The sequence below is a fragment of the Streptomyces sp. NPDC047886 genome (assembly GCF_043204435.1).
In the GTDB taxonomy this organism is placed as follows: Bacteria; Actinomycetota; Actinomycetes; order Streptomycetales; family Streptomycetaceae; genus Streptomyces.
Map to the genome: position 1 here is coordinate 875,091 of NZ_JBIDCF010000002.1, position 25,489 is coordinate 900,579.

Consider the following 25,489-nt stretch of genomic DNA (forward strand, 5'->3'; position numbering starts at 1 on the left):
CACGCGCGACGCGCACGGCGACACGGCTCGGAGGGCCGAACGGCCGCGCGGAGGGCCGAAGGGCCCGGCAGGGCAGGCCGACCGGCGCGACGCGCAGGGCCACCCGGCGGACACCTGGGGGCCGAAGGGCCCGGGGTGGGGGTGTGGGTGGGTGAGGGGGTGTGGGTGGGGGGTGTGGGTAGGGGTTGCGGGCGCGGGTGCGGCTGGGCATGTCGGGCGCGGTGTGCGGCGCGGGCGGGCGCGGGGCGCCGGGGGGCGCTGGTTGCGGGGCGCGGGGCGCGCTGGTTGCGGGCCCGGCGGGGGCGGGCGCGGGGGCGCGCCGGGGGCGTGGCGCCCGGGGGCTGGAGGGTGCGGCCCGGGCGGGCGCGGGGCGCCGGGGGTGGGATTCCGGGGCTGGAGGGTGCGGGGGTGGGCGCGTCCGGCGGGTGGGCTCCCCGGCGGCAGGCTCCTGGGGGCTGCCGCCGGGTCTGGGCGTCAGGGGGTGGGGCCGGCGTCGATCAGGGCGGCGGCGGTGAAGAGTTCGACGCCCACCTTGATCGCCGCCTCGTCCACGTCGAAGTCGCCCCGGTGGAGGTCACGGCGGGTCGTGTCGCCCGGGGGGCGGACGCCGAGGCGGGCCATCGCGCCCGGGACGTGCTCCAGGTACCAGGAGAAGTCCTCGCCGCCGAGGCTCTGCTCGGTGTCCTCGATCGCGTACGGCCCGCGGCGCGCCGTCATCGCCTCCCGCAGCAGCTCCGTGACCACCGGGTCGTTGACGACCGGGGGGACGCCCCGCACATAGGTGATCTGCGACTTCGCGCCGTGCAGCGCCGCCACCTCGTCGATGGCCGCGTGCACGTGGTCGGGGGCGTCGCGCCACGCCTCCAGGTCCAGGCAGCGGACGGTGCCGCCGAGCTCGGCGGTCTGCGGGATGACGTTGGGCGCGTGCCCGGAGGAGATGTGGCCCCAGGTGAGGACGAGCCCGAAACGGGCGTCGATCCGGCGGGCCAGCAGCGCCGGCACGTCGGTGGCGACGCGTGCGGCTGCCGTGACGAGGTCCGTGGTCAGGTGCGGGCGGGCGGTGTGTCCGCCGGGCCCGTCGAGCGTGACCTCAAGGCGGTCGCAGGCGGAGGTGATGGCGCCGACGCGGAGCCCGATGCGGCCCGCGTCCACCCGGGGGTCGCAGTGCACCGCGATGATCTTGCCGACGCCGTCCAGGACGCCCGCCTCCACGGCGTCGACGGCGCCGCCTGGCAGCACCTCCTCGGCGGGCTGGAAGATCAGCCGCACCGGGCGGGGCAGCAGACCCTGCCGGTGGAGGTCCGCCATGACGAGACCGGCCCCGAGGACGGTGGTGGTGTGAACGTCGTGCCCGCAGGCGTGCGCCCGGTCGGGGACGGTGGAGCGGTAGGCGCAGTCCACCTTGGTGTCGGGGATGGGCAGCGCGTCGATGTCGGCACGGATCGCGAGCATGGGGCGGTGGCCGTCCCAGGTGCCGATGTCACACGTGAGCCCCGTGCCGCCGGGCAGAACGCGGGGGCGCAGGCCCGCCGCCTCCAGCCGTGCCTTGAGCGCCGCGGTGGTGCGAAACTCCTGGTTGCCCAGCTCCGGGTGCATGTGCAAATCCCGGCGGAAGGCGATCAGCTCGGTACGCAGGGACTCCGGCAGCGTACCGAGGAGGGGCGTTTCGCCGGGAACGTCGGCTTCGGGCTCGCGGGACATCAACTTGTTCACCCATCAAAGGGTAGGCGTCTTTACCCCTCAACTGACGTGTGATCTACAAAACTTCAGCCCGATAGGGGAAAGAAACCTGGCCGGAGGCGCTTGAGTGCCGGTGGAAGTGGGTAAGCTCACGCACTTTTGGACCGTAATGGATCTCTGATTGATCATGGAGCGGCCGGTGTTGGCAGTCGTTCACGCCCGGTCTCCCGCCCCGCGCCACCCTCGCGTCAGCCGCGCGTCATCCTCGCCTCACCGTCCGCGTCACACTCCGGTCGCGCCGTAGAGCGACAGACCGTGCGCCGTACGTGCCGACTCGGCGACGCCCGCCAGGAAGCCGCGCGCCCGGGGCGAGGCGCTCTCGCGCAGCCACTCCGGCGCGATGTCGCACACCGCGATCCTGATGCCCGTGCCGGCCAGGGCCAGCGGGAGCGTGTGCGCCACCGTGGACGGAAAACTCACGACCGTACGGCCGATCGGGCCACGGCGGGCGATCAGCTCCAGCGGGAGGTCGGGGCGCACGATCTCCAGGCCCGTCCCCACCGCGATGCGGTGCAGCTTCTCCACGCTCTCACGGCGGTGGGCGAAATAGCGAGTGGCGCCGTGCGCGGCCGCGAGTGCGGCGACGGCGTCGGCGTACCGGTCGGCGTCCACCACACCGGTCTCGACCAGGGACGTGCCGACGAGGTCCGCTCCCCCGGTGAGGCGCGGCGGGCCGAAGCGGGCGCGGGTCCAGGCGAACCGGTTCGCGGTGACCGTGGTGCCGGGCGGAGGCTCGACCGGCAGTGCGGTGAAGATCTCCACCGTACGGTCGCGGCCCGGGGCGAGCCGGCGGCGGGCGAGCGCCGTGACCGGGGCGAGTGCCAGCTCGCGCGGGCCCCGGGTGCCCCGGCGGTGCCAGCGGACCAGGCGCTCGCCGCGCGCGAGCTGGGCCGCGAACTCCATGGTGGCCGTGCCGTCGTCCACGACGGTGAGGTGGCGGGGGCCGAAGAGGGTCAGCAGGAGCTGCACGTACCGCGAGAACGGGTCGCCGACGACGACCCGCTCGGCGCCCCTCAGCAGCGGCGCGAGCGCCCGCAGGGTCCGCGTCAGGGCACCGCGTCCGCCGCGCGCCTCCTGCCACCGGACGGTGAGGCCCTCGTCCCGGGCGAGCTGGACCATCCGGCGCAGCTGGCCCCGGGACATCGGATCGGTCGGCGACAGGACGACCACGGTGAGGCCGTCCGCCGCCGGGGGGACCGCCGGGTCGTCTCCCGCCCCGGCGCGCCCGGTCCGGCGGCCCTCGGCCGGCTCGTCATCGGCAGGGTCGAGGGCGGGGGTGTGGGTGGGGGTGGGGGTGGCTGCGTGGGTGGGGGTGCGGGTGCGGGTGGGGGTGCGGGTGTGGGTGGGGACGGGCGCGGGGGCGGGGGTGCGGACGGTGGGGTCGGCGGGGGCGTGGGCCCATTCCAGGACGTTCAGGAGCTGGACCGGGCTCTCGACGAAGGCGAGGGTGGCGGTCGCGGGCCTCATGCGGCGGCCGGGACCCTGCGGAGCTTCTTCATCGGGCCGAGCTCCGACTCGTACACCTTCTTCACGCCGTCGCCGAGTGCCGTCTCGATCGTGCGGATGTCCCGTACGAGCCGTGCGAGGCCCTGCGGCTCGACGGACGCGGCCTGGTCGGAGCCCCACATCGCGCGGTCCAGGGTGATGTGCCGCTCCACGAACACCGCGCCCAGCGCGACCGCCGCGAGCGTGGTCTGCAGGCCGGTCTCGTGGCCGCTGTAGCCGATCGGGATGTTGGGGTAGTCCTGCTGGAGCGACTCGATCACCCGCAGGTTGAGCTCCTCCGCCTTCGCCGGGTACGTGGACGTGGCGTGGCAGAGGAGGATGTTGTCGCTGCCCAGGACCTCGACGGCGTGCCGGATCTGCTTCGGTGTCGACATCCCGGTGGAGAGGACGACCGTGCGGCCCGTCGCCCGCACGGTACGCAGCAGTTCGTCGTCCGTGAGCGAGGCCGAGGCGATCTTGTGGGCGGGCGGGTCGAACTTCTCCAGGAACACGACCGCCTCCGTGTCCCACGGCGACGCGAACCAGTCGATGCCGCGCTCCCGGCAGTGGTCGTCGATGGCCCGGTACTCGGTCTCCCCGAACTCGACGCGGTGGCGGTAGTCGATGTACGTCATCCGGCCCCAGGGCGTGTCGCGCTCGATGTCCCACTGGTCGCGCGGGGTGCAGATCTCCGGGGTGCGCTTCTGGAACTTCACCGCGTCGCAGCCCGCCGCGGCGGCGGCGTCGATCAGCTCGATCGCCTTGTCGAGGTCGCCGTTGTGGTTGATGCCGATCTCACCGGTGACGTACACGGGCCGGCCGGGTCCGGCGGTCTTGCGGCCGAGGGTGCGCAGACGGGTGGTCATGGGTCGGTTCTCTCTCCTGTCGGCGTGCGTGCCTGGCGGCGTGCGTGCCTGGCGGTGTGCGTGGCTGGCGGTGCGGGTGGCTAGCGGCGTACGGGGTGGTGCGCGCGGGGGTCGAGGGCGGGGCCCAGCAGCCAGGAGGCGATCTCGCGGATGGCGCCGGAGCCGCCGGGGGTGGTGGTGACGGCACGGGCGGCGGCCCGAACCGCGTCATGGGCGTCGGCCACGGCGACGGGCCAGCCGACCATGCCGAAGCAGGGCAGGTCGTTGACGTCGTTGCCGGCGTAGAGCACCCGCTGCGGGTCGATGCCGTACTCGTCGCACCAGTGCTTCAGGGCGGCGTCCTTGCGGTCGACGCCGTGGAGTACGGGGATGTGGAGCTTGCGCGCGCGGGCGGCGACGACCGGGTTCTGCTCGGTGGAGAGGATGAGCAGGTGGAGTCCCGCGCGGCGCAGCGCGGCGACACCGAGGCCGTCGCCCCGGTGGACGGCCACGAGTTCGCGGCCGTCGGCGTCGATGAGTACGCGGTCGTCGGTCTGCGTGCCGTCGAAGTCGAGGACGACGGCGTCGATGTCGTCCAGGACCGGGGTGTCGGCCGCGTCCAGGAGCGGTGCGAGCGCCCGTGCGCGGGCGAGGTCGTGCGGGTCGTCGATCTCCAGGGCGCGGGCGGGATCCGTGACCACGAGGGCGGTACGGCCGAAGAAGCGGTGCCCGTGGACGCGGAGGCCGGCCGCGTCCATGGCGTAGGCGGCGCCCGTCTCCAGGAGGTCCCGGGGCCGGTCCTGGCGCCGTGGGCGGTGGGCCTTGTCGTGGTTGACACCCACGGCCCCGCCCACGCCGCCGCCGGTGTCTGCGTCGGTGCCGGTGTCTGCGTCGGTGCCGCCGTCCGCTGTGTCGCCCTCGCCCTCGCCCTCGCCCTCGCCCTCGCGCCAGAGGAAGCCGTGGAAGGGGGCCACCGTCACGGCCGTGTCGGCGCCGTTCTCCAGGACCTCGGCCGCCACGGCGTCCACGTCGGCGCCGGTCAGGAACGGGCTCGTGCACTGGACGAGCAGCACCACGTCCGCCCGGCGGCCGTGCACCGCCTCGTGCGCGTCGAGGGCGTGCAGCACGGCGGACTCGCTCGTGGCCGTGTCGCCCGACAGGGCCTCGGGGCGCCGGACGGCCTCGGCGCCGGCCGCGCGGGCTGCTTCCGCGATCGCGGGGTCGTCCGTCGAGACGACGACGTCCGTGACGAGCCGGGCGCCCAGGCAGGCGCGGGCGGCACGTGTGACGAGCGGGACGCCGCCCACGGGGGCGAGGTTCTTGGCGGGTACGCCCTTGGATCCGCCCCGGGCGGGGATCACCGCCAGCACGGTGCGCCCGGCGGAGGCGGGGTCGCGGTCGGGGGATGCGGGTCGGGGAGTGCGCATGGGCCGGCCTTCCTTCACAGCTCGCCCAGCCGGCGGATCACCGGGGCCACGCGTTGCACGCCATGGCGGTACGCGCCGCGCGCCGCCCCGCGCACCGCGTCGCGCAACACGCGCCGTACGCGGGGTACGCCCCCGGGGCCGAAACCGTCGGTGGCGGCGGCGGGGATGGTGGCGTCCAGGCGGTGGCGGGCGAGCACGCCGGGCAGATAGCCGGGGGCTGTGGTCGGGGTGTAGTAGGGGGTGACGGGGGGCAGCGCGTCGAGCGCCAGGAGTTCCGCGACCCGGGCCCGCGCCGTGTCGAAGGCGGTGGCGTACGAGCCGTCCGACGCGACGCCCTGGCCGGTCAGCCAGGTCTCGTCGGGCTGCGGGCGGTGCCCGGCGTCGAGCCGGTCCCAGGAGGTGAGCAGGCCCGACCCGATGAAATGGTGGTTGCCCAGTGCCTCGCGTACGCCCAGGTCGGTGAGCACGGCGGTCGGGACGCGCCGGTGCAGCGCCTCCAGGGCGGCCGTTGACGAGACGGTGACCAGCAGGTCGGTACGGTCGAGGACCTCACCCATGTTGCCGTGCACGAGGCGGAGGTTGGGCGGGGCGGCGAGGTTCCGCGCCAGCTTCTGGTACGGCAGCTCCTCGATGTGCGTGGTGTGTTCGCCCGGCCGTGAGCGGAGCTTGAGCAGCACCTCGCGGTCCGGGTGGAGACGCGCGTGGCCGACGAGCCGCCGCAGCAGGTACGTACGGTCGGCGCGGGTCGCCGGTACGGACGGCTGCGCGGCGAACACGACGGTGTCGCGGCCCGCGTGGGGGCGGTACGGCGCCCCGCCGAGGAACGGCAGCGCCGCCTCGACCACGGACGACGCGTCGGCGCCGACTCCCTCGTACACAGCCCGGAAACGCGCCGCGTCGACGCGCGAGTTGGCGAGGACGACGTCCGCGCCGTGCCTCAGGAGCAGCCCGTCGGCGAGCTTCTCGTAGACGATCCCGACGTAGCCGGTGACGATCACCGGCCTGCGGCGGAGGGCCATCCCGGCGAGGCCGTGCAGCATGGCCTGGACGGTGCCGCCGACGAGGGCGAGGACGAGGACGTCGTACTCCTCGTCCCGTACCGCCCGCAGGAACTCCGCGCCGGTGACCTCGCGGGGCGTCCCGGCGCCGACCTCGGCCAGTTGCCTGGGCGTCGGCGTGGCCCGGCCGCGCAGCGCGTAGCCGGTGATGTCCGTGTCGGGCGGGGCGATGCGGCGCGCGGTCAGCGCACCCCATTTCCATCGGGTGTCGGAGTCGGCGAGCACGGCGACCCGTACCTCGGCTCGGTTGCTTGAGGGCACGGCCAGGACGTTAGGAAGGCATTCCGCTTCGCGGCCCAACTCGGCCGCAACAAAGGATGAACAGCGGCTGGCGGCAATTCGGTGGCAATCGGGTTAAGGAGTACGCCGCCCGATGTTCACCGCGTATCCCTCCGCCTGTCGGAGCGAATGACGGGCCGACTCCTAGCGTCTCGCGCGTGGTCAATCCTTCGGCGAATCCCCCGGTGAATCCCCCGGGAAATGCTTCGGTGAACAGTTCGATGAGTGCTGCGATGAACGCCGCGACGGACACGTCGGCGAACATGTCGGCGGACACGTCGGCGGACACGTCGGCGAACATGTCGGCGGACACGTCGGCGGGCACATCGGTGAACGCGTCGGTGAGCGCTTTCGTCCGCCTCCCGGCCGACCGCCCGGTCAGACTCTCGGTCGTCGTGCCGTTCTTCAACGTGCGCGCGTTCGCCTCCGACACCCTGCGGAGCCTGCGCGCGAACGCCCGCGACGACTTCGAGTTCGTCCTCGTCGACGACTGCTCGACGGACGGGACGACGGAGCTGCTGCAGCGCGCGGAGCGTGAGGTTCCGGGGGTGGTGCTGATCCGGCACGAGGAGAACGGCGGGCTGGCCACCGCCCGCAACACGGGCATCGACGCAGCCCGCGGCGAGTACCTCGCCTTCCTCGACGGCGACGACTGGACGGCCCCCGGGCACTTCGCCCAACTTCTCTCATCCATCGAGGAGTTGGGGTGCGACTTCATCCGCACGGACCATGTGCGGTGCACGGGCAGGGAGCGGGTCGTGCAGCGGGCCCCGGTCGGCCGGCGCGGCGAGGTGCTGCGGCCCCGTGACGCGATCCTGCCGGCCGACCGCTCCACATCGGTGGACTACCCGTACGCCTGGGCCGGCATGTACCACCGGCGGCTGGCCGACCGGGGGCTGCTCCGCTTCACGGACGGCCTGCGGACGGCGGAGGACCGGCCGTGGATCTGGCGGCTGCACCGCGAGGCGGACTCCTTCGCGGCGGTCAGCACCCTGGGGATCTTCTACCGGCGCGGCGTCTCCTCATCGCTCACACAAATCGGCGACATTCGTCAGCTCGATTTCATTCGGGCATTCGACCAGGTACTCGAAGAGACGGCACGGGATCCGGACGCGGAACGACTGCTGCCGAAAGCGGTCCGCACCTACTGCGCGATCATCGCCCACCATCTGTCGTCGGCGGACCGATTCGAACGCGCTGTCGCCAGGAAATTGCGGACATGGAGCGCGGCGGCGCTCAAGCGGATGCCGCAGGACATTCTCAAGGACGCGTTCGCATCGATGGACGCCGAACGCGCGTCCCGGCTGCGCAGGCTGCGCCGCCGTCCGTTTCCGGTGGAGGCCACGGTATGAGCACCCCGCGCACCACCACCCAGATCTTCTTCGCCTCCAGCCTGTACGGTGCCGCGACGCTCGCCGCCGCCCTGGACAGCGGCTGCTTCGCGCCCGCCGGGCGGCGGCTCCTCCTGGTCGCCAACAACGCGGCGACGCCCGAGACGACCCCGCCGCTCGACCGGATGCCGGGTTTCGAGCGGCTGCGCGACCGCTTCGACGGGGTGCTGTCGTGGAACGAGGCCGTCGCGCCGTTCCACCCGGGCGGCTGGACCCCGCGACCGGACGACGTGCCGCTGTGGGAGCGGTACCTGCGGCTGCTGTGGGGCCTCGGCCGCGACCGGGTCGAACTGGTCGTGGAGTCCCTCCACGTGGTGCCCGCGCTGGCGGTCGCGCAGCTGTTCCCCGACGCGCCGATCGATGTGTACGCGGACGGGCTGATGAGCTACGGACCCACCCGCGACAGGCTCGACCCGCTGGTCGGCGAGCGGGTGCGGCGGCTGCTCCACCTGGACCTGGTGCCGGGCCTCCGGCCGCTGCTGCTGGCCGAGTTCGGGGCGGAGCCCGTCCTGGTACCGGCCGAGGCGTTCACGAAGGTCGTCGATGAGCTGGCGGCCGACGAGCCGGCCGCCGGGGACGGCGAGTCCGGCCGCGCGCTGCTCCTGGGGCAGTACCTGGCCGCGCTCGGCATCCTCTCCCCCGACGAGGAGGAGGCGCTGCACGTACGGATGGTGCGCGGCGCGGTCGCCGTCGGCCACCGGAGGCTGGTGTTCAAGCCGCACCCCGTGGCCCCGGCGTCCTGGGCGCGGACGCTGGAGCGGGAGGCCGCGGGGCTGGGCGCCGAGCTGACGGTGCTGGAACGGCCGCTCCTCGCCGAGGTGGTGTTCCTGCGGATGCGCCCGGCCCTGGTGGCGGGGTGCTTCTCGACGGCGCTGTTCACGGCGGGCGCCTTCTACGGCCTCCCCGTCGCCCGGCTCGGCACCGGACCGCTGCTGGACCGTCTCGCGCCGTACCAGAACAGCAACCGGGTGCCGGTGACGCTCGCGGACGCGCTGCTCCCCGACCTGGACGCCGGCGAGTCCGGCGCCCCGCGCGCCGCCGACGCGGACCTGACGGGCCTGGTGAACGCCGTGGGCTTCGCGATGCAGCCGCGGGTACGCGCCGATCTGCGGCCGGCGGCGGAACGCTACCTGGCGGGCGTCGGGCGTACGGGGCAGGAGCTCACGCGCTACTTCAAGCGCCGCCGGCTGACCGTGCTGGGCCTCCCCGGTGGCCTGCCGGTGCCCCGGGGCGCGCTGGCGCGCCGGGTGGTGCGCCGGGCCCGCCGTCTGAGGCGCGCGGCGCCCCGCTGACCGCGCGGGCGCCACCGCGAGGCCGGCGGGGCGAGCCCCGGCGGCGGCCCGGCGGCGACCACCGGCGGCAACCCGGCGGCGGCCCCGGCGACGCTCGTGGCGCTGCAGCTCCGGGGTCGCCGGGGCGCTTCTGCTCCGGGGTCGCCGGGGCGGTGTCAGGCGCGCGTGACCGGTTCCTGGAGTTCGGTGACCCACTTCGCCCGGTCCTCCGGGACCTCCAGGTACAGCTCGCGCGAGTAGCCCGTGGAGCGGTAGCCGTTGGTGTCGATCCAGGTGGCCAGCGTCTGGATGGTGGGCAGCAGGTCCTCCATCGGGCCGCGGTGGACGACGGTCGCGGCCTCCTCGATGGCGGGCAGCTCGGTGAACTCCACGTCGGGCACGTCGGCGCCCGTGACGCCCGGCGGCACGGTCATTCCCGCGTGGACGACGATCGACCCGTCGCCCGCCGGAGCGTCCTCGTAGTACGAGACGCCCGGGCCGAAGGCCGTGACGCCCGCAGCCGTCAGCCGGGCGCACAGCTCCTCGTAGAGGGGGCCGATGACCGGGCCGATCTCACCGGGGCCGAAGCCCGCGGCGACCCCGCTCAGCTCGGCCAGCCGGACCGCCGGCACACTTTTGATCACTACGTCCTGCGTGGACATGTGTCCCTCGCTCTCGATGGCGCGGAGCCTCGCCTCGACCCGGCCGAGGCGTGTGGCCGCCTCGGTCAGCGCCGTCTCCAGCTCGGCCCGCCGCAACCGCAGCATGCCGCGCAGCTCCTCGGCACCCACCTGGTCGTCCACGATGGAACGCACCTGGTCGAGGGTGAAGCCGAGGTCCTTGAGGGCGATGACCCGGTTGAGCCGGGCCAGCTGACCGGCCTCGTAGAAGCGGTAGCCGCTGTGCGGGTCGACGTGGGCGGGGCGCAGCAGTCCGACGGCGTCGTAGTGACGCAGCATGCGGACGGACACGCGGCCGTGCCGGGCGAAGTCTCCGATGGTGAACATGACGACTCCTACGACACGGCCTCACACGGTGTGAGGGTCAAGGGGGTCAGACGCTGCTCGCGAGCGAGAGCTTCGCCGCGAAGCCGAGGAACAGCGCGCCCGCCGCCGACGTGGCGGCGGCGGAGAGCCGCTTGCGGCGGCGGAAAGCGGACGCCAGACGCGTACCCGAGAAGATCAGCAGCGTCAGGTAGAGGACGCTGGCCGCCTGGGCGAGCGACCCGAGCACCACGAAGGAGAGCGCGGGGTACGCGTACGCCGGGTCCACGAACTGGACGAAGAACGCCACGAAGAACAGGATCGCCTTCGGGTTCAGCAGACTGATGACGAGCGCCCGCCGGAACGGCCGCTCGGCCGCCGGGGACGCGGCGTTCTCGTCCGCCCCGTCGGCCGCCCGCTCGCGGCGGGTCCGCCACACCGCCCACGCGGCCCGCAGCATGCCGATGGCGAGCCAGGTCAGGTAGCCGGCGCCCGCGAACTTGACGATGCCGAAGAGCAGAGCGTTGGCCTGGAGCAGTGAGGCCACACCGGCCGCTGAGAGGGTCATCAGCACCGTGTCGCCGCACCACACGCCGGCCGCGGCGGCATAGCCGGTCCGTATGCCGCGACGGGCGGCGACGGACAGCACATACAGCGAGTTCGGGCCCGGCAGCAGAATGATCAGGAGGAGCCCGGCGACATAGGTCGGCAGATCGGTGACACCCAGCATGAGGCGGAGTGTCGCACGCGGGTACGACACTCCGCCCGGGTGTTTCACCACACGGAACGCACCGGAACGGACCGGAACGGGAGGGACCGGACCGGAACGGCCTGGAACGGGACGGACCAGCCGAACGGACCGGACCGGACCGGAACGTTCTGGACCGGGACGGACCGGCCGAACGGACCGGACCGGACCGGACCGGAGCTGAGCGGGACGGCTCAGAACGCGTCCGTCGGGACGTACGTCCCCCAGACCTCCCGGAGCGCGTTGCAGACCTCGCCCACCGTCGCGCGGGCCTTGAGGGCGTCCTTCATCGGGTACAGGACGTTGTCCGTGCCCTCGGCCGCCTTCTTCAGCTCCTCCAGCGCCGCGTCCACCGCCGTCTGGTCGCGTTCGGCACGCAGCTTCGCCAGGCGTTCGGCCTGCTGGGCCTCGATGGCCGGGTCGACGCGCAGCGGCTCGTACGGCTCCTCCGCGTCGAGCGTGTACCGGTTGACGCCGACGACGACGCGCTCGCCGCTGTCGGTCTGCTGCGCGATCCGGTACGCGGAGCGCTCGATCTCGTTCTTCTGGAAGCCGTGCTCGATGGCGTTGACCGCGCCGCCGAGGTCCTCGACCTTCGTCATCAGTTCGAGGGCGGCGGCCTCCACGTCGTCGGTCATCTTCTCGATGACGTACGACCCGGCGAACGGGTCCACCGTGGCGGTGACGTCCGTCTCGTACGCCAGGACCTGCTGGGTCCGCAGGGCGAGGCGGGCCGACTTGTCGGTCGGCAGCGCGATCGCCTCGTCGAACGAGTTGGTGTGCAGCGACTGGGTGCCGCCGAGGACGGCCGCGAGGCCCTGGACGGCGACGCGCACCAGGTTCACCTCGGGCTGCTGCGCGGTCAGCTGCACACCGGCCGTCTGCGTGTGGAACCGCAGCATCAGCGACTTCGGGTTCTTCGCCCCGAACTCGTCCCGCATGACCCGGGCCCAGATGCGGCGCGCGGCGCGGAACTTGGCGACCTCTTCGAGGATCGTGGTGCGGGCCACGAAGAAGAACGAGAGCCTCGGCGCGAAGTCGTCGACGTCCATGCCCGCGGCCACGGCGGTACGGACGTACTCGATGCCGTCGGCGAGGGTGAAGGCGATCTCCTGCGCGGGCGACGCCCCCGCCTCGGCCATGTGGTAGCCGGAGATGGAGATCGTGTTCCACTTCGGGATCTCGGCCTTGCAGTACTTGAAGATGTCGGCGATCAGCCGCAGCGACGGCTTCGGCGGGAAGATGTACGTGCCGCGCGCGATGTACTCCTTGAGCACGTCGTTCTGGATCGTGCCGGTCAGCTTCCCGGCCGGGACGCCCTGCTCCTCCGCGACGAGCTGGTAGAGCAGGAGCAGCAGCGCGGCCGGGGCGTTGATGGTCATCGAGGTCGAGACCTGGTCCAGCGGGATCCCGCCGAACAGCACCCGCATGTCGTCGATCGAGTCGATGGCGACGCCGACCTTGCCGACCTCGCCGTGCGCGATGGAGGCGTCCGAGTCGTGGCCCATCTGGGTGGGCAGGTCGAACGCGACGGACAGGCCCATCGTGCCGTTGGCGATGAGCTGCTTGTAGCGGGCGTTGGACTCCACGGCCGTGCCGAACCCGGCGTACTGCCGCATCGTCCACGGCCGGCCGGTGTACATCGACGGGTAGACACCGCGTGTGAAGGGGTACGCGCCCGGTTCGCCCAGTTTCTCGTCGGGGTCCCACCCGTCGAGTGCGGCCGGCCCGTACACCGGCTCGATGGGCAGACCCGACTCCGACTCGCGCGCCATGTGCTGTGCCTTCCGAATAGACCTACTCGCAGGTATCGACCCTCGCGACGGACTGTAGCGGCGGGCGTGCGGCCGGTGGAGGCCCGCACGCTGGGACCTTCCTCACAGCAAGTGTCACAACTGCGTCATCATGCGCAACCATGCTCCGGGGCGAGGCATCCCTACGTACACACATCCATTCGGGGGGCTCCGATGCACCGCACCACCAACCGCACCCACACCCGCACCCGCACCCGCGCATCCGTCATACGCCGAGCAGCGCTCGCCGCCGCGGCCGTGGCGATGGCCACCGGCTGCACGGCCCAGGCCGTCGGCGCGTCCGGCCCGGCGCGCACCGGCTCTCCGGCCGCGTCCGCCACGACGTCGATCGCGCCGTCCGCCGATCCCTCCCAGGCGCCCTCCGCGTCGCCGTCGGGGACGCCCGGGGACGACAAGCCGTCGTCCTCGCCGTCGACGGCGGCTCCCAGCCCGACGGCCAAGGCGCTGATGACGAAGGGTTCGGAGAGCGAGCAGGTCCGCGAGCTGCAGGCGCGGCTGCGCCAGATCGGCTACTTCCACCGCGGCCCGACGGCGTTCTACGGCTCGATCACGGCCGACGCGGTCTCCGCCTTCCAGAAGAAGCGCGAGCTGCCCGCCACCGGCTCGGTGGACGAGACGACCTGGCAGAAGCTGGTCGCGATGACGCGCGAGCCGACCGCCGACGAGCTGCGGCCCGCGACGTCCAACCCGCTGGACACGCCGGACGCGCGGTGCATGACGGGCCGGGTGCTGTGCATCAGCAAGGAGAGCCGGACCCTCGCCTGGATGGTCGACGGCAAGGTCGTCTCGGCGATGGACGTGCGCTTCGGTTCGGAGAACACCCCGACCCGGGAGGGCACGTTCAAGGTCGACCGCAAGGAGCGCGAGTGGACGTCGACGCTCTACCACACGGCGATGCCGTACTCGATGTTCTTCAGCGGCGGCCAGGCGGTGCACTACTCGGCCGACTTCGCGGCTCGCGGCTACAACGGCGCGTCGCACGGCTGCGTGAACGTCCGGGACAAGGCCAAGCTGGCCAGCGTCTTCGACCAGGTGAAGACCGGCGACAAGGTCGTCGTCCACTGGTAGGCAGGTGGACTGGTAGGCCGCTCGACCGGTGGCCGGTCGGCCGGTGAGCCGGGTCGGCCGGTGAGCTGGGTCGGCCGGTGGGCTGGTGGCCGCTCGGGGAGTCTCGGGCGGTCTGCCGGCGAGAGCTGGGCGATCCCGGGGCCGTCCAGGGATCCGGGCCATCCGGGAATCCGGGGAATCCGAGGGAGTTCCGGCGAGGGCCGGGAGGAGAGAGTGGCGCGGGCGGGACCGGGGGAACATGCCCCGCCCGCGCCAGATGCGCTGAGCCGTAGGTACGGGGGGAACCCCGGCTCCTTAGCGCTGCCGATGACCAGTCGGCTCACTTATTACTGCGCCACGGGACGAAAAAACGTCACACCCCTGTGGGAGCGCGGAGAAAAACGCAGGTCCTGGGCGGGTCAGGAGGCCATGGCCGGCTGCGCGGCCGCGGTGGACCCGGTCTGCGCCGGGGCCGTCCAGGAGACGCTGGGCACGGAACCGCCGTCACCGGAGCGGGTCCCGGCGGTACGGCCCGAGTCGCCGTCGCGCTCGCCGTCGCCGCTCTCCGTGCCGGGGCGGCCGGAGCCGCCGTCGGCGCCGCCGCCGGAGTCGCCGTCGCGCGTGCCGGAGCCGTCCTGGTCGCCGTCCAGCACGTCGTCGCAGAACCCCTTGAGGCTGCCGCCCCGGGCCTCGGCCTCCAGGCTCCGCTTGGCGGCACTGTCGATACGGCCCGCGCGGTAGTCACGGCACGCCTGAGCAAGGCGCGCGGAGGAACCGGACGACGTTCCGTCGTCGGGGGTACGCGCAGGGTCACCGCCGGGCTCACGCCCGGGGCCCGTCGTGGCGCCATCGTTGTCATCACCACGGCCCGAGCCGGGCGGCAGCGACCAGGGGCCGGAGCCCGGCGCCGGTGACGAGGGCAGCGCACCGGGGTCGGCGGGCGCCGTGGGCGTACCGGAGTCGTGCCCGCCCGCCGCGTGACCGGAGTCGCGGGGGTCGGCCGTGGCGGCCGCGGACACCGAGGCGGAGGGCACCGGCGTCCGGTCGTCGCCGAACGGCGTCAGCACGCCCGTACCGGCGGCGACGGCCACGCCGCCGACCGCGAGGCCGGCGACCGACGCCGCGAGGCCCCAGCGCGCGGGCCTCGCCCAGCGGAAGGGGCGCGGCGCGCCGCCGATGCGTACGGCGCCGAGGTCGGAGCCGGTCACGGACGTGGGGGCCGACGCGGCCACGGACGTCGTGGTCGCCGAGGCCGCGGACGACGTGGCGGACGTCGCGCGGGCTTCGCGGAATGCCGCGAGTGCCGCTTCCTCACCGGGCAGCGCGGCGGACGGCGCACCGCCCGCGCAGTACGCGAGGCGGGCGGCCCGGAGGGCCTCGGCGAGGCGATCGGCCTGCGTGCGGGCGCGATCGTCGGCAGCGTCGACCGGCTCGCCGCGCAGCAGTCGCTCCGCCGCGGCCTGGTCGAGCCACTCATACCGCTCGTCGGCCATCACATGTCCTTCTGCGTCCGCGAGCGCCAATGCGTCACACCGGAGCGCGTTCCCGAACCCACGCGGGGGCCGGGCTGCGGCGGTACGGCGCCCAGCGACACACCGGGGCTCTCGGTGCCGAGCAGCTCGGCCAGACGTTTGAGTCCGCGGTGCGCGGCGGTGCGTACGGCGCCGGGCCGCTTGCCGAGCGTCTCGGCGGCGGTCTTGGCGTCGAGCCCGACGACGACACGCAGGATGACGGCCTCCGCCTGGTCCTGCGGCAGCTGGGCGATCAAGCTCATCGTGTGGCCGGTGGCCAGGGCCTCCATGGCCTCGTCCGCGGTGTCGCTCGCGGCCGGCTTGTCGGTCAGCTCGCTCTCGTCGCCGCCGGTCGCGGGGCGCCGACCGCGCATGCGCAGATGGTCCAGGGCGCGGTTGCGCGCGATGCGCGCCGCCCAGCCCCGGAAGCGGTCGGCGTCGCCGGAGAACCGGTCCAGGTCGCGGGCGATCTGCAGCCACGACTCGGACGCGACGTCCTCCGCCTCGGCGTCACCGACCAGCGTGCGTATGTAACCGAGCAACCGCGGATGTACGGCGCGGTACACAGTCCGGAACGCGTTCTCGTCACCGGTCTGTGCCGCGAGCACTGCGGCGGTCAGCTCCGCGTCGTCCCCCAGCACTCCCACAACCTGTTCGTCATCGCGGCTGGTCACCACCGCCGCTCCGCTCAGCGCGGAGCAGCACGCTACGTGCTCCTGCCGCGTCTCGTCCATGTTTGTACAACACGCAACATCTTGGGGCCGCCGAGTGGTGTGACACAAAACGCATGCGTGGCGCTGATAGGAGTACGGGGCCGTCCTGCGGACCCGCGGACGGCGACCGGGGCCTCTCCTGTGGGGGGTGGCGGCCCCGGTCGTCCTCCGGTTCCGGCCCCGTGTCGCCCTCCGGTTCCGGCTCCGTTTCCGGTCACTTACCGCCGTCGGCCGCCGCGCCGGGCTTCTCCCGGCTCTTCGACCCGAGGTCCTCCCCTGCCTTCCCCGCCTTCCCCGCTCGGTCACCGGCCTGCTCTCGTGCACCCTGGGACCGCGCCTCAGGCTGCGACGGCGGCTGCGGCCGGCCGCTCTGTCCGTTCTCTCCCTTATGGCCCTGCTTGTCGTGCCGGCCCTGCTGTCCGTCCCGACCCTGCTTGTCGTTACGGCCCTGCTTTCCGTCCTGCTTGTCGTTACGGCCCTGCTTTCCGTCCTGCTTTCCGTTCTGCTTCCGGTCCGCGTCCCGGTCCCGCTCCTTCGCGTTTCCGTTCCCGTTCCCCTTCCCGTTCCCCTGCCCCTCCGCCGGTGGCGTCGGTCCCCCAGGGGTGCGGCCCGGGTCGTGCGGGTGCGTGGACTCCGCCGGGGTCGCGGGCACGGTCGGCGACGCGGGCACCGACGCCCGGTGCGGCTCGGGCGCCCGGCCGCCGCTGTCCCCGCCGAGCGTGCCGGCCGCCACCGCGACCCCGCCCAGCGTGACCACCGCCGCCAGACCCAGGGCCGCCGCCCGCGCGGATCCGCGCCCGCGCCGCCGCCGTGCCGGCCGCCAGTCGTCGCGCCGCCGGGTTCCGCGCCCGGCGTGCGCTCCCGCCTCGCGCGCCGCCCGGAAGGCCGCGACCGCCCGTTCCTCGCCCACCGGGTCGACCTCTCCGCTCGGCAGGGCGGCGGCTCTGAGCAGCTCGGCCACCTTCCGCAGCTCCTCGGGTCCGGGCCCCTGCTCGTGTTGCCGTCTCATCCGCTCGCTCCGCCCTGGTCCAGTCGCCCGGCAAGTCTCTTCAGCCCCCGGTAGGTCGCGGTGCGTACCGCTCCTGGGCGTTTACCCAGGACCCGGGCGGCGGCCGGCCCGTCGAGGCCGACCACCACCCGCAGCAGCACCGCCTCCGCCTGGTCACGCGGCAGGCCGGCGATCAGTGCGACGACCTGTTCGGTGGAGAGCGTCTCCAGCGCGGCCGCGGCGGTGTCCTGACCGTCCGCCAGGTCCAGGGCGTGCTGTTCCAGGGCGGACGTACGGGGTCTCCGGCTCTGCCGACGCACATGGTCGAGTGCGCGGTTCCGGGCGATGGCCGCCGTCCAGCCGCGGAACCCGGCCGCGTCGCCGCGGAACCTCCCGAGGTCGCGCGCTATCTCCAGCCACGCCTCGGCGGCCACGTCCTCCGCGTCGGTCCCCACCATGCCCCGTAGATATCCGAGCAGTTGCGGCTGCACCAGCCGGTAGGCGACCGCGAAGGCCTCCTCGTCACCGCGCTGCGCCCGCTCGACGGCAACGCCGAGCTCCGTTTCGTACGCCCCGTTCGCCCCGAACGCCCCCACGTTTCCTTCTGCGTGCGACCGACCGGAAATGTCACTGAGCCGTCGTGTCACGAATCACCTGTCACACCAGTCCCATACAACCATTCGCATCGGTCGTGAGTCATCGATCGGATACCGAACGCGGAGGGGTAGGACATGAGTCCGAGAACAACGCGAGGCCACCGGGCATCGCGCACACGACGGAACGTGTGGCTGGCGACGGGGGCACTCGTCGTCGGTGGCATAGGAGTCACCACCGCCGCCGTCGCGGGCGCACCCGGAGGAGACGCCACGCGGAGCGACGGCCCGCAGCCGACGGCCGTACGCGCCGCGGAGGCGCACACCCTCGCGCTGACCGGTGAGGACCCGAAGAAGCGGACGCTGCCCAGGACCGAGACGAAGACGTTCTCGCTGGTCGGCGTGAGCTGGAAGGACAGTGCCGACCTGTTCGACGGCACGGCCCAGATCCGTACCCGCAGCGCGTCGACCGGCGCCTGGTCGGCGTGGCGGGACCTCGACTTCGACGTCCGCGCGCCCGAGACGGCCGAAGGCGGGGAGTCCGGCGTCCGCGGCGCGTCCGAGCCGCTCTGGGTCGGCATGTCCAACGGCGTGGAGGCCAGGGTCGTGGCCGGCTCCGGCGAGGTGTCCGTGCCGGACTCGCTGCGGCTGGAGATGATCGACCCGGGCGATGTGCTGCGGTCGGGCGGCCACCTCAACAAGACGGGCAGGCCCGCCCCGCAGCCGAGCACCCCGCCGGCGTCCCCGACGCCGACCCCGACGCCCACGCCGTCGGCCTCCGTGACCCCGGCACCCACCCCCACCCCCACCCCGACACCGACGCCGACGCCGACCGTCACCGAGGACCCCGAACCGACCCCCACTCCGACCGAGTCGGCCGGCCCGTCGGCGACGCCCACGGAGCAGGAGCCGACACCGACGCCGTCCACGAGCCCGACGGACAAGCCGACCGCCTCCCCGACGCCGACCCCCACTCCGACGCCCACGCCGACTCCGACGCCGACACCCACGCCGAAGCCGACCGTGACCACGTCGCCGACCACGCCCGCCGTGCCGCCGATCGTGAAGCGCGCGCAGTGGGGCGCCGACGAGTCCCTCGTCGCGGACCCGCCCACCTACATCTCCAAGGTCCAGGCGATGTTCGTGCACCACACCGCCGGTACGAACAACTACACCTGCGCCGAATCCCCGGCGATCATCCGCTCGATCCTCACCTACCACGTGAAGACGAACGGCTGGAACGACATCGGCTACAACTTCTTCGTCGACAAGTGCGGCACCATCTTCGAGGGCCGCGCGGGCGGCGTCGACCGCCCGGTGCAGGGCGCCCACACCTACGGCTTCAACACCTACTCGTCCGGCATCAGCCTGATCGGTGACTACGAGAACGGCGGCACCCCGACGGCGGCGGCGAAGAAGGCCATCGCCGACATCGCCGGCTGGAAGCTCGGTCTGCACGGCGGCGACCCGCAGGGCAAGGTGACGCTCGTCGCCGGAGCCGACACGGGTGTGTGGAAGAAGGGCCAGGCGGCCACGCTCTACACGATCTCGGGCCACCGGGACGGCTACGCCACGCTGTGCCCCGGCGCCACGCTCTACAGCGCGCTGCCCGGCATCCGCACGGCCGCCGCGAGCTCCGTCTACGCCAAGCGGTGATCCGGCGACGAGGGAGACCACGACCGTGGTGAACTGAACCGAACTCATCTGACGGCGGCGGCCGTCGTGGGGCGTCCGGCCCCGTGCCGGCCGCCGCCGTCTCTCGTGCCGGGCGCCGCCGTTCCCCGTGCCGGCCGCCGCCGTCTCTCGTGCCGGGCGCCGCCGTTCCCCGTGCCGGCCGCCGCCGTTCCCCGTGCCGGGCGCCGCCGTCTCTCGTGCCGGGCGCCGCCGTTCCCTGTACCGGCCGCCGCCGTCTCCGTACCGGCCGCCGCCGTCTCCGTGCCGGGCGCCGCCGTTCTCCGTGCCGGGCGGGCCGTCGGCGGGGTCCTGGCGCCGGTGAATAATGCGCGGGTGACCTCGCTTCCCGTGTCTCTCCCCGCCGAGCACATACCTCCCGGCACGCCCGAGTGGCGGTCGGCTGACACGCGGGCCTGGCTCGCGTCCGTTCCGGGGCGGTGGGCGCACCCGCTGTGGGCGCTGCTCGCACTGCTCGGCACCGGGGTGTGGTCGCTGGAGACCGGGCCCGTCCCGCCGTGCACCGCGGCCGACCCCTGTGGCACGGACTGGATCGGACTGCTGTTCGCCGTGCTGACGCTCCTCGGTTTCCTCTGGGTATGGCGGCAGCCCCGGCTCGCGCTGGCCGGCCTCGCCGTGGTGCTCGTCGGCAACGCCTTCGACGGCGGGTTCTCCGCCGTGCTGGAGGAGCCGGCCGCGCTCGGGTTCGTCGGGGCGGTCGGGTTCACCGCGGTCACGCTCGTCCACCGGCTGGCGATGGCGGGGCGGCAGCAGGCGCTGGCCCTCGCGGCGGCGGGCACGGTCACGCACCCGCTGCCCGCGGCGGCCCGGACGTTCCGGCGCGGGCGGTGGTCGTTCGCGCTGGCGGCGCCGCTGCTCGCGGTGGCGGCGTTCGCGTTCTGGCAGGCGCAGGAGGTCGTCGACGCGTACGAGGAGCGGGCCGCCGTGCTCACACCGGTGAGCGGCGAGGTCACCAAGGTCAGGGACGACGACGAGGCGACGTCCCTCACGGTGGCGGTCGCGGGGCGCGGCTCGTACACGATCGAGACCGGGTACCCGGAGGACTTCCCCGTCGGCAGCACCGTCGACGTGCTCGTGGACGGCGACTGGGCGCGGCTGGTGGCGGAGCCCTACGACGTCTTCGGCTGGGAACTGCTGGTGCTCGCGTCCTCGGTCGTGGGCCTGGCGTTCCTGGCCAACGGCGTCGACGGCCGTACGCGCGCGGAGCGGCTGCGCCGTGGGCCGCTGCCGGTGCTGCGGGTCCTGGTCCGCGAGGGCCATCAGGACGGGCGGACGTGGGTGTACGCGGCGGACGATCCGGGCGGCGAGCGGCCCGTCCTCCACTTCCACTCCCTGTACGCCTCCGACCCGGAGAGGGAGGCCGAGGAGAGGGAGGAGCGCGGGACGGCGGACGGGGGCGAGGAGGGCGCCGGGCGGGACGCGGCGGGCCTCGCCGATGAGCTCGCCGGGATGGCCGCCATCCTCAGGGGTGACGACCCGGCGCCGGTGATGCGTGAGGCGGTGCTCTACGGGGTTCCGTACGCCGGTGCCGAACTCGCCTTCGTGTCACGCGACGACGAGGACGCGGACGAGGTCTCCCTGGAGTGCAGCGTCACCGTGGTGAAGCCGGCCGTGCCGGGACTGTTCGGGTCCGGCGAGGAGTTCGAGCGCGCCCACGGCCAGGACCGGGCCGGCGTCCAGGGGCGGCACCGGCCGCAGGGCGGGGAGCGGCGCGAGCGGCACCACCGCCGTCCGGTGGACGAGGTCGCCGCCGCGATGGAGGTGTCGGGCGAGGCCCGCAGCTGGTCGGCGAACGGCGCCTCGCGCATGGTCGGGGTGTTCCTGCTGCTGGTGCAGGGCGGCGGTATGTGGGCCGCGCTGGACGAGGGCTTCTCGTGGTCCTGGCTGTGGCTCGGCCTCGGTCTGCCCTGGCTGGTGGCGTCCGTGGCGACCGCGCTCAACTGGCGGATCACCGCGGACCGCGACGGGCTGTGGGTCGCGCGGGCGTGGCGGGTGCGGCGTATCGAGTGGAGCCGGATCACGGGGGTACGGCACACGAACGACGCCATCCGCATCGAACTGTCCCCGGCCGGGGAGGGCGACGGGGACGGGCACAGGGGCGGCGACACCGTTCAGGTGTCCCCCTCCGGCTGGGCGTGGCTCGAACGGCGGCTGGGCCGTGACCCGTACGCGGTCCGCGCGGCCGACGAGCTCCGCGCGCTGCTGCACCGCCCGGACCTGCGGCCCCTCGGGGAGGCGCCGCCGAGCAGGCAGGGCATGCCCCTGGGGCCGCTGCTCGTCGTCGTGTCGGTGGTGTGGGGCGCGGCGGTCCTGCTGCTGCTCTGACCGGACGCGCCGGGCGGCGCACCGGCCGGTGCGGCGAAAAGCGCGCCGGGGCGGCGGCACCTTCGGGCGCCGCCGCCCCACGCTCGGCCAGACCACGCTCGGCCGGACCACGGCCGACCGGACCCGGTCCACGGCCGCTCTGACCACGGTCCACGGTCGGGCCGGACCACGCTCGGCCGGACCACCGCGGGCCGGGTCATCCAGGCTTGATGCGGCCGCGCCAGGCGCCGGTCTCACCACTGCGGTGCTCGATGAAGTCCTTGAAGCGCCGCATGTCGCCCTTCACCCGACGGTCGATCAGACCGACCGCGTCGGCCGTCTTCTCGGCCGCGCCGCTCGGCTCGACGTCCATCACGAGCTCCACGCGGGTGTGCGTGTCGTCCAGGCGCTGGAAGCTCACGACGCCCTTCTGCTGGGTGTCGCCGCTGACGGTGCGCCAGGCGATCCGCTCGTCCGGGAACTGGTCGACGATCTCCGTGTCGAACTCCCGCCGAACTCCGCCGATCTTGGTGGTCCAGTGGTTGTGCCGGTCGTCGAGCTGCCGGACCTCCTCGACGCCCTCCATGAAGTTCGGGAACGACTCGAACTGGGTCCACTGGTTGTACGCGGTGTGGACGGGGACCTCGACCTCGACGGCCTCCTTCACCTTGCCCATTTGCCTCTGCCTCCTCGTTCTCGGGTTCGACAGCGCGGCGAGTACCCGGGAACGCGGACGTCACGCCCCGCGTGCCCGGCGGGAGACCACGGCCCGTACGACGCGCTGGCCCTCGGCGGAGATGTCGAGCGCGCGGCGCAGTCCGCCGATCGCCCCGTCGGCGAAGATCTCCAGGACCTGGACCTGGCGGCGCAGTTCCCCGGCGGCCAGCGGGCCCATGCCGTCCGCACCGCCCGAGCGCCATCCCTCCAGCTCATCGGGCGACGCGGTCTCGGTGGCGCACAGGCGCTGGTGGAGGTCGAGCGCGATGAGCGAGCACTCGTCGGCCCAGACGCGCAGCGGCGCCGCCGCCCATTCGGTGGGCGCGGCGCCGAGCATGCGCCGTACGAGGGCGGCGGACTCGTCCTCCGTACCGGTCGCGGCGGGGATGTCGTCGCGTGCCTCGTCGAGGCGGCCGGCCCAGCCCTGGCCGCCACGCGCGACTCCGGCCCACGCGGGGCGGAGCGCTTCACCGGACACCGCCGGGTCGAGCAGCGGCAGACATCGTTCCAGGCAGGCGAGGGCGGTGGCGGCGAGGCCGCGCTCGTCGGCATCGGCGATCAGCCGCGCCGGATTCGCGGGCGGGCCGGCGCTGGCGCTCTGGCTCGCGCTCTGGCCGGTGGTCGCGCTCTGGCTGGTGCTCGTGCTCGGGCTCATGGAGGTCTCCCGTCGCGGACGCGGTACTTCCCTTACTGCGCCGCGTGGCGAAAAATCGTCACTGCGGGTGGCGTGAAGTATCACCTCAGCGATACCTGCACAGTTCCGCCATGGCTCTGTTACATTCTGCGCACATCGTGGCGCGGTGCGGGCCGCACTACCCCCGGGCAGCCCGCACCGCACCGCGTCAGGACCCCAGCCTGTCGGCGAGCGCGCGGAACGCCTCCCAGGTCAGCGGTGGCTTCCCCGGGTCCCACAGTTTCTGCGCCGTCGCCCGCAGCGGCATCCGGATGCCGCTCGCCACCTGCGCCTGCGTCTGCGCGTTCGCCAGGTCGCACCAGACGGCGAACCGGCCGCCGAGGATCTGGCCCGAGTAGCGGGCGGGCACCGCCGCGCTGCCGCGCAGCACCAGCGGCGTCCACTCCTGGTAGATGCGGCGCCCGGTCGGGTACGTGAACTGGTTCGGCTCACCGAGCACGTAATAGAGGTACTCGTCGTTGACGTTGACGACCTTGCGGCCCTCGCTCAGATACTCCGCGGGCTGCCGCGCACCGAACTCCTTGCCCGTCCAGTACTCGACCTCGACGCTCTTGTCGGCCCGCACGACGCCGCCCCGGAAGAACCCGTCGTTCCACGCCTTGGGCTGCTTGCCGGCCGCCCGCACCACCGCCGCGCGGTCGTTCAGCCAGTCGGTCGCGAGGTCCTTCACGCGCGCGTTCGGGCCGAACACCCGCCGCGCCTCGGCCGCCAGGCCCGGGTAGGTCGCCTCGGGGTCGCGCGCCATCAGCGCCCGGTACTCGTCGGCGCCGATGTGGAAGTACCGGCCGGGGAACAGCGCGGCGTACTCCCGCAGCAGTTCGTCCACGAGCCGCGCCGACGCGGGTTTCGCGATGTCGATCGCGCCGCGCGCCACCGTGCCGCTCGCGTTGCGCAGCCGCAGGTCCTGATGGGCGTCGAGGACGGCGCCGAGGTGCCCGGGCGAGTCGATCTCCGGTATCACCTCGATGTGCAGGCTCGCGGCGAGCGCCACAATCCGCCGCACCTCGGCCTTGGTCAGCCGCTGCGCCGCCACCACCTCGGGGTGGGACGAGGACTCGATGCGGAACGCCTGGTCGTCGGAGAAGTGCAGCCCGAGCTGGTTCAGCTTCAGGTCGGCCATCTCGCGTACCCGCGCCTCCAGCCAGTCGGCGGTGAAGTGCTTCCGGGCGATGTCGACCATGAGTCCGCGCTGCGGCCGGCCGGGCCGGTCCCGTACGACGCCCTCGGGCACGGCTCCGCCCGAGCGCACCGCCTGCTTCACGGTCCTGGTCCCGTAGAACACGCCCGCCTCGTCGGGGCCGGTGATCCGCACCCGGCCGCCGCGCGTGGTCAGCGTGTACGACTCGGGGCCCCCTGCCTGCGCGGTGTCGAGGGCCAGCTCGATGTCACCGGGCCTGGCCGGCGACTCGCCCCGGTCGGCGATCTTCAGCTCCCGGGCCAGGAGGCGGGCCTCGTCGGCGAGGACGCTGCTGCCCCTGGCGACCACGACCGCACTGCCCGCGCCCGGCCGCCAGCCGGGGCCCCGGGCGGGCTCGTGGTCGCGGACGGAGGGGATGGTGCGCGGCTCGGTGGACAGGGGGTACGTCCGCGTGGGCGTCGGGCTCGGGGAGGGCGACCGGGGCGGGGTGCTCGTACCGGCCGGGTCGCCGGCGCGCGAGGTGACGCCCGGGCTCGCCGTGACGGGCCCGGTGCCGTAGCCGCCCCGACCGCCGTCGCCGCAGCCGGCCGCCGTGCCGACGAGCAGGGCCGCGCCGACCGCGAGCGCCGCGCCGCGTATGCGTGCCTTCACTCGGTTTCCTCCTCCGACACCGTCACCGACACGGACACCGGTACCGACACGGACACGGCCACCGGTACCGACACGGTCCGCCGCCCCGGCGCCGCCGCCTCCCGGCCCGACGCCGACACCGGCACGTACCGACACCGACACCGGTACGGCCCGGTACCGACACCGACACGACCCGGTACTGACACCGGCACCGGCACCGGCACCGACACGACCCGACACCGACACCGGCACGGGCCCGGCGCCCCGGCCGTACCTCGCCGTACCTCGCCGTGTCTCCTGCCCCGAGTGTCCCGCTTCTCCCGGCCGCCTCTCACCGACCGCGATGTCCAGCCGACCCCGAGTGCGTCCATCAACCGTGTCGAAACTCTCCCTTCCGGGTGAAATTCCGAAAGGCTTCGGA

General features: G+C 73.7%; 20 protein-coding genes. 5 read left to right on the forward strand and 15 right to left on the reverse strand.

Translation table 11 applies throughout. From position 1 onward, the window contains the following. Positions 1 to 474: 474 nt before the first annotated feature. The 5 genes from ACGF5U_RS09640 to ACGF5U_RS09660 form a co-directional block, all read right to left on the reverse strand. Positions 475 to 1,701: an amidohydrolase gene (locus ACGF5U_RS09640; protein ID WP_392712630.1), complete on the reverse strand. Its 1,227-nt coding sequence runs from the start codon at positions 1,699 to 1,701 to the stop codon at positions 475 to 477. Positions 1,702 to 1,962: 261 nt separating this feature from the next. Next, positions 1,963 to 3,207 (reverse strand): hypothetical protein, encoded by a 1,245-nt coding sequence (locus ACGF5U_RS09645; protein WP_392712192.1) that lies wholly within the window; start codon positions 3,205 to 3,207, stop codon positions 1,963 to 1,965. Then, positions 3,204 to 4,091, reverse strand: a complete 888-nt coding sequence (locus ACGF5U_RS09650; RefSeq protein WP_392712190.1) for an N-acetylneuraminate synthase family protein — start codon at positions 4,089 to 4,091, stop codon at positions 3,204 to 3,206. The genes ACGF5U_RS09645 and ACGF5U_RS09650 overlap by 4 nt, the downstream gene beginning before the upstream one ends. Positions 4,092 to 4,171: 80 nt before the next feature. Beyond that, positions 4,172 to 5,497, reverse strand: coding sequence for a cytidylyltransferase domain-containing protein (locus ACGF5U_RS09655; protein ID WP_392712188.1), 1,326 nt, complete (start codon positions 5,495 to 5,497; stop codon positions 4,172 to 4,174). A 14-nt stretch (positions 5,498 to 5,511) separates the two neighbouring features. Continuing rightward, positions 5,512 to 6,816, reverse strand: coding sequence for a DUF6716 putative glycosyltransferase (locus ACGF5U_RS09660; RefSeq protein ID WP_392712187.1), 1,305 nt, complete (start codon positions 6,814 to 6,816; stop codon positions 5,512 to 5,514). Between the two features lie 251 nt (positions 6,817 to 7,067). Between ACGF5U_RS09660 and ACGF5U_RS09665 the strand changes: the two genes are divergently transcribed. Next, positions 7,068 to 8,186, forward strand: a complete 1,119-nt coding sequence (locus ACGF5U_RS09665; protein ID WP_392712186.1) for a glycosyltransferase family 2 protein — start codon at positions 7,068 to 7,070, stop codon at positions 8,184 to 8,186. After that, on the forward strand, positions 8,183 to 9,517 hold the full coding sequence (locus ACGF5U_RS09670; protein WP_392712184.1) for a polysialyltransferase family glycosyltransferase: 1,335 nt from the start codon (positions 8,183 to 8,185) through the stop codon (positions 9,515 to 9,517). Before ACGF5U_RS09665 ends, ACGF5U_RS09670 begins: the two co-directional genes overlap by 4 nt. 155 nt (positions 9,518 to 9,672) lie before the next feature. On the opposite strand, the gene ACGF5U_RS09675 is transcribed toward ACGF5U_RS09670, so the two are convergent. The 3 genes from ACGF5U_RS09675 to ACGF5U_RS09685 form a co-directional block, all read right to left on the reverse strand. After that, on the reverse strand, positions 9,673 to 10,503 hold the full coding sequence (locus ACGF5U_RS09675; RefSeq protein WP_392712182.1) for a MerR family transcriptional regulator: 831 nt from the start codon (positions 10,501 to 10,503) through the stop codon (positions 9,673 to 9,675). A gap of 46 nt (positions 10,504 to 10,549) precedes the next feature. Next, positions 10,550 to 11,209 (reverse strand): leucine efflux protein LeuE, encoded by a 660-nt coding sequence (leuE, locus tag ACGF5U_RS09680; protein WP_392712180.1) that lies wholly within the window; start codon positions 11,207 to 11,209, stop codon positions 10,550 to 10,552. A gap of 212 nt (positions 11,210 to 11,421) precedes the next feature. Continuing rightward, positions 11,422 to 13,002: a methylmalonyl-CoA mutase gene (locus tag ACGF5U_RS09685; RefSeq protein WP_392712178.1), complete on the reverse strand. Its 1,581-nt coding sequence runs from the start codon at positions 13,000 to 13,002 to the stop codon at positions 11,422 to 11,424. Between the two features lie 192 nt (positions 13,003 to 13,194). On the opposite strand from ACGF5U_RS09685, the gene ACGF5U_RS09690 reads away from it, so the two are divergent. Next, positions 13,195 to 14,109 carry a L,D-transpeptidase family protein gene (locus tag ACGF5U_RS09690; protein WP_392712177.1) on the forward strand — a complete coding sequence of 305 codons (915 nt, stop codon included), beginning with the start codon at positions 13,195 to 13,197 and terminating at the stop codon, positions 14,107 to 14,109. Between the two features lie 398 nt (positions 14,110 to 14,507). Here ACGF5U_RS09690 and ACGF5U_RS09695 read toward each other — a convergent pair whose 3' ends face one another. The 4 genes from ACGF5U_RS09695 to ACGF5U_RS09710 all read right to left on the reverse strand — a co-directional run bounded on the left by ACGF5U_RS09695 (position 14,508) and on the right by ACGF5U_RS09710 (position 17,896). Further along, positions 14,508 to 15,581, reverse strand: a complete 1,074-nt coding sequence (locus tag ACGF5U_RS09695; RefSeq protein WP_392712175.1) for a hypothetical protein — start codon at positions 15,579 to 15,581, stop codon at positions 14,508 to 14,510. Next, the gene (locus ACGF5U_RS09700; RefSeq protein WP_392712628.1) at positions 15,581 to 16,240 is read right to left on the reverse strand and encodes an RNA polymerase sigma factor; all 660 of its coding nucleotides are present in this window, start codon (positions 16,238 to 16,240) and stop codon (positions 15,581 to 15,583) included. The genes ACGF5U_RS09695 and ACGF5U_RS09700 overlap by 1 nt, the downstream gene beginning before the upstream one ends. Before the next feature lie 286 nt (positions 16,241 to 16,526). Next, a complete protein-coding gene (locus tag ACGF5U_RS09705) occupies positions 16,527 to 17,321 on the reverse strand; it encodes a hypothetical protein (RefSeq protein WP_392712173.1) in 795 nt (264 codons plus the stop codon). Then, positions 17,318 to 17,896, reverse strand: a complete 579-nt coding sequence (locus ACGF5U_RS09710; protein WP_392712171.1) for an RNA polymerase sigma factor — start codon at positions 17,894 to 17,896, stop codon at positions 17,318 to 17,320. The genes ACGF5U_RS09705 and ACGF5U_RS09710 overlap by 4 nt, the downstream gene beginning before the upstream one ends. A 186-nt stretch (positions 17,897 to 18,082) precedes the next feature. Here ACGF5U_RS09710 and ACGF5U_RS09715 point away from each other — a divergent pair, with 186 nt between their 5' ends. Further along, the gene (locus ACGF5U_RS09715; protein ID WP_392712169.1) at positions 18,083 to 19,549 is read left to right on the forward strand and encodes a peptidoglycan recognition protein; all 1,467 of its coding nucleotides are present in this window, start codon (positions 18,083 to 18,085) and stop codon (positions 19,547 to 19,549) included. Positions 19,550 to 19,900: 351 nt separating this feature from the next. Beyond that, positions 19,901 to 21,910 carry a hypothetical protein gene (locus ACGF5U_RS09720; RefSeq protein WP_392712167.1) on the forward strand — a complete coding sequence of 670 codons (2,010 nt, stop codon included), beginning with the start codon at positions 19,901 to 19,903 and terminating at the stop codon, positions 21,908 to 21,910. Between the two features lie 196 nt (positions 21,911 to 22,106). On the opposite strand, the gene ACGF5U_RS09725 is transcribed toward ACGF5U_RS09720, so the two are convergent. From ACGF5U_RS09725 to ACGF5U_RS09735, 3 genes are all read right to left on the reverse strand, one after another. Continuing rightward, positions 22,107 to 22,565, reverse strand: a complete 459-nt coding sequence (locus ACGF5U_RS09725) for an SRPBCC family protein (RefSeq protein WP_392712165.1) — start codon at positions 22,563 to 22,565, stop codon at positions 22,107 to 22,109. A gap of 60 nt (positions 22,566 to 22,625) precedes the next feature. Continuing rightward, a complete protein-coding gene (locus ACGF5U_RS09730) occupies positions 22,626 to 23,261 on the reverse strand; it encodes a hypothetical protein (RefSeq protein ID WP_392712164.1) in 636 nt (211 codons plus the stop codon). A gap of 187 nt (positions 23,262 to 23,448) precedes the next feature. Continuing rightward, positions 23,449 to 25,089 (reverse strand): glycoside hydrolase family 20 protein, encoded by a 1,641-nt coding sequence (locus ACGF5U_RS09735; RefSeq protein WP_392712162.1) that lies wholly within the window; start codon positions 25,087 to 25,089, stop codon positions 23,449 to 23,451. Between the last annotated feature and the right edge of the window lie 400 nt (positions 25,090 to 25,489).

Bases quoted from the DNA above. Each gene is read 5' to 3' on its own strand.
- ACGF5U_RS09640 (WP_392712630.1), bottom strand. From the start codon at position 1,701: ATGTCCCGCGAGCCCGAAGCCGACGTTCCCGGCGAAACGCCCCTCCTC.
- ACGF5U_RS09645 (WP_392712192.1), bottom strand. From the start codon at position 3,207: ATGAGGCCCGCGACCGCCACCCTCGCCTTCGTCGAGAGCCCGGTCCAG.
- ACGF5U_RS09650 (WP_392712190.1), bottom strand. From the start codon at position 4,091: ATGACCACCCGTCTGCGCACCCTCGGCCGCAAGACCGCCGGACCCGGC.
- ACGF5U_RS09655 (WP_392712188.1), bottom strand. From the start codon at position 5,497: ATGCGCACTCCCCGACCCGCATCCCCCGACCGCGACCCCGCCTCCGCC.
- ACGF5U_RS09665 (WP_392712186.1), top strand. From the start codon at position 7,068: ATGAACGCCGCGACGGACACGTCGGCGAACATGTCGGCGGACACGTCG.
- ACGF5U_RS09670 (WP_392712184.1), top strand. From the start codon at position 8,183: ATGAGCACCCCGCGCACCACCACCCAGATCTTCTTCGCCTCCAGCCTG.
- ACGF5U_RS09675 (WP_392712182.1), bottom strand. From the start codon at position 10,503: ATGTTCACCATCGGAGACTTCGCCCGGCACGGCCGCGTGTCCGTCCGC.
- leuE (WP_392712180.1), bottom strand. From the start codon at position 11,209: ATGCTGGGTGTCACCGATCTGCCGACCTATGTCGCCGGGCTCCTCCTG.
- ACGF5U_RS09685 (WP_392712178.1), bottom strand. From the start codon at position 13,002: ATGGCGCGCGAGTCGGAGTCGGGTCTGCCCATCGAGCCGGTGTACGGG.
- ACGF5U_RS09690 (WP_392712177.1), top strand. From the start codon at position 13,195: ATGCACCGCACCACCAACCGCACCCACACCCGCACCCGCACCCGCGCA.
- ACGF5U_RS09695 (WP_392712175.1), bottom strand. From the start codon at position 15,581: ATGGCCGACGAGCGGTATGAGTGGCTCGACCAGGCCGCGGCGGAGCGA.
- ACGF5U_RS09705 (WP_392712173.1), bottom strand. From the start codon at position 17,321: ATGAGACGGCAACACGAGCAGGGGCCCGGACCCGAGGAGCTGCGGAAG.
- ACGF5U_RS09725 (WP_392712165.1), bottom strand. From the start codon at position 22,565: ATGGGCAAGGTGAAGGAGGCCGTCGAGGTCGAGGTCCCCGTCCACACC.
- ACGF5U_RS09730 (WP_392712164.1), bottom strand. From the start codon at position 23,261: ATGAGCCCGAGCACGAGCACCAGCCAGAGCGCGACCACCGGCCAGAGC.